The 2,414-nt window shown below is 37.3% G+C and carries 2 protein-coding genes; one reads left to right on the top strand and one right to left on the bottom strand.

Going from position 1 to position 2,414, the window contains the following annotated elements:
- On the bottom strand, positions 1-1,176 hold a 1,176-nt coding region (safA, locus tag ADJ83_RS23895; RefSeq protein ID WP_048719274.1), incomplete at its 3' end, for a SafA/ExsA family spore coat assembly protein.
- A 480-nt stretch (positions 1,177-1,656) separates the two neighbouring features.
- On the opposite strand from safA, the gene ADJ83_RS23890 reads away from it, so the two are divergent.
- Complete coding sequence (locus ADJ83_RS23890; RefSeq protein ID WP_031540635.1) at positions 1,657-2,199, top strand: transcription repressor NadR; 543 nt, start codon at positions 1,657-1,659, stop codon at positions 2,197-2,199.
- The last annotated feature ends 215 nt before the right edge of the window (positions 2,200-2,414 follow it).

Below are 2,414 nucleotides of genomic sequence, written 5' to 3'. Positions count from 1 at the left end.
CATTCCCATTCCTGGTGCATATCCTCCTGCCATCGGTCCCATTTCTGGGCTAAATCCTTGTGGCATCGGCGCCATTCCCATTCCTGGTGCACCTCCTGCCATCGGTCCCATTTCTGGGCTGAATCCTTGCGGCATTGGCGCCATTCCCATTCCTGGTGCATAACCTTCCCCCATTCCCTCTAATTGAAAACCTTCGCTTGCTGGAAACGCTGATTGTTGCGGGAATGATGGAGCACCACATCCACAATCCTCCTTATAAGGAAGGTTATAGGATGGTAATACTGGCGCTGTATGCGTTGGGGTAGGGACAAAGGGTTGATGTCCTAATCCGGCTATGTCTGAAGATTCTTTTTTATGGTGCTGATGTTCCACAGGCATTTGACCGTACTGCACTAATGGCTGTTGATAATAGTCAGGGGGCACATTACTGCCGTGTACCGGCGCTTCGCCATGTGTATAAGCAGAATAAGAAGATGAAGACTCTTCCCATTTATGCTTATCTGTAAAATCTACACCTGGTAGTGGCGTAGCTTGTGAACCTAGTTGTTCTACTGGTATTCCAGCTGGAGGGCATACTCCTGGAGGAAAACCGCTTCCTGGCATCATTGGAGAAACTTCATAACAATATGGCTGATAAGGCACAATAGGCGGACACTCATCTTGTTGAACTACTGGTTTTTCGGGTTTTACTGCCTTTATTGGCTTTACTGCCTTTTCTTTAGGTACTACTGGTGCAGGCTTTGGTGGCAAAACTACCTTTTCTTTCATGTCCACATCAACATCTACGTCCACATTCGTCATATTCATGGAATAATAATTAGTTACATCAATTTCTGGAATGATTGGCGTAGGCATTTTAGGAGTGTATGGTTTTTCCTTTGGCGCTTCTTTTTTCGGCATTTCCTTTTTGGGCATTTCTTTAATAGGCATTTCTTTTTTCGGTGCTTCCTTTACAATTGGCTCCATTGCTATCGGCATTTCTTTTTTTGTTCCCATAATAGGAGCTTCTTTCTTTATATTTCCTCCTGAAGTTGGAACTTTAATTTTCATGCCGGGCATAATCATATCTGTATTACTCAATTGGGAATTTAATGCTTTTAACTCTTCGAAATTCACCCCGTATTTTTTTGCGATTTTCCAAAGAGTATCCCCTTTCTGAACAATATGGATCTTCACTATAGATTCCCTCCTATGCATATGTCCATATAGTCTATGTTCACAATGCAAAATGGTTATCATTCTATTCAAAAATCTATGCGCTTTTTTTCAAATTATGTGTTTTAGCAACATAAAGATAGGAGATCCTTTGTCCTTCTTTTCAACTATATTTTTGTTACCAAGAACCTATCAAAAATCAAATTTATTTTATTCAATTTATAGAGACTTTTGATAAAATAGAAAGGAAAGAATATATAAACAAAATCCACCAATATATAAAGAAAAATTATTTTTAATCCTTTCTTTATTAAAAAGAGACTTTTCGCAAACGTTTTTGCTATTTTCTGCAGCCTGAATATAGCTAATTAATGGCATCTTATATATTTTGTCTGTTATTGTTTTTTTGAACAATGCAATTCTTAATAAAACTCTAAACTATAGCAAGAGTATACGTATAACCTTTTACTAAAAAGAAAGAATCATTAAAGGAGAGATTAGATGACAGAATCAAAGAAAATGCTTGGAGAAGAAAGAAGAGCTTACATCCTTTCCTTATTAAAAGAAAATAATCGCCCTTATACCGGTAGCGAGCTTTCCAAATTGACGAATGTTAGCCGACAAATCATCGTCGGAGACATTACCCTTCTAAAAGCGAAAAACGAACCGATATTGGCTACTAGTCAAGGCTATTTATATTTACAGGAATCAAAACCATCTCTTTATGAGAGAATTATTGCTTGTAATCATCCTCCAGAGAAAACAGAAGAAGAATTAAATATCCTTGTTGATAATGGAGTAACGGTTAAAGATGTTAAAATTGAACATCCAGTCTATGGGGATTTAACAGCTTCTATTCTCGTTTCTAATCGAAAAGAAGTTAAGCAATTTATGAAGAAGATAAAGCATACAAACGCAGCCTATCTATCAGAATTAACTTCTGGTATCCATTTACATACCATTACTGCACCTTCTATTGACACATTGATAGAGGCAGAAGAGGCTTTACGCAAGGCACATTTTTTAATCAAAGAAGAGACTTAAAGAAGTTGAAAAAAGAGGCTAAGACATAAGTATTCCAGCTTAAAATAAACCCTAATGATTATACGAAGATGCCAATGAAAGGTTCGTATAATCATTAGGGTTTTTTTATTCGTTTAAAAAGGATGTTCCATGAAGTTTGTTGCTATTCCGCAGCCTGAATATACTTCGCTTGAGACCACTGAAAAACTGCAATATAATCATAATTGTTGGTGGCC

This window comes from Bacillus sp. 522_BSPC (assembly GCF_001076885.1).
Classification (GTDB): domain Bacteria; phylum Bacillota; class Bacilli; order Bacillales; family Cytobacillaceae; genus Niallia; species Niallia hominis.
Note: the sequence above shows the minus strand (reverse complement) of the source record. Positions and strands in the feature narration are given on the sequence as shown.

Coding starts and splice junctions, on each gene's coding strand:
- ADJ83_RS23890 (WP_031540635.1), top strand. CDS start 1,657: ATGACAGAATCAAAGAAAATGCTTGGAGAAGAAAGAAGAGCTTACATC.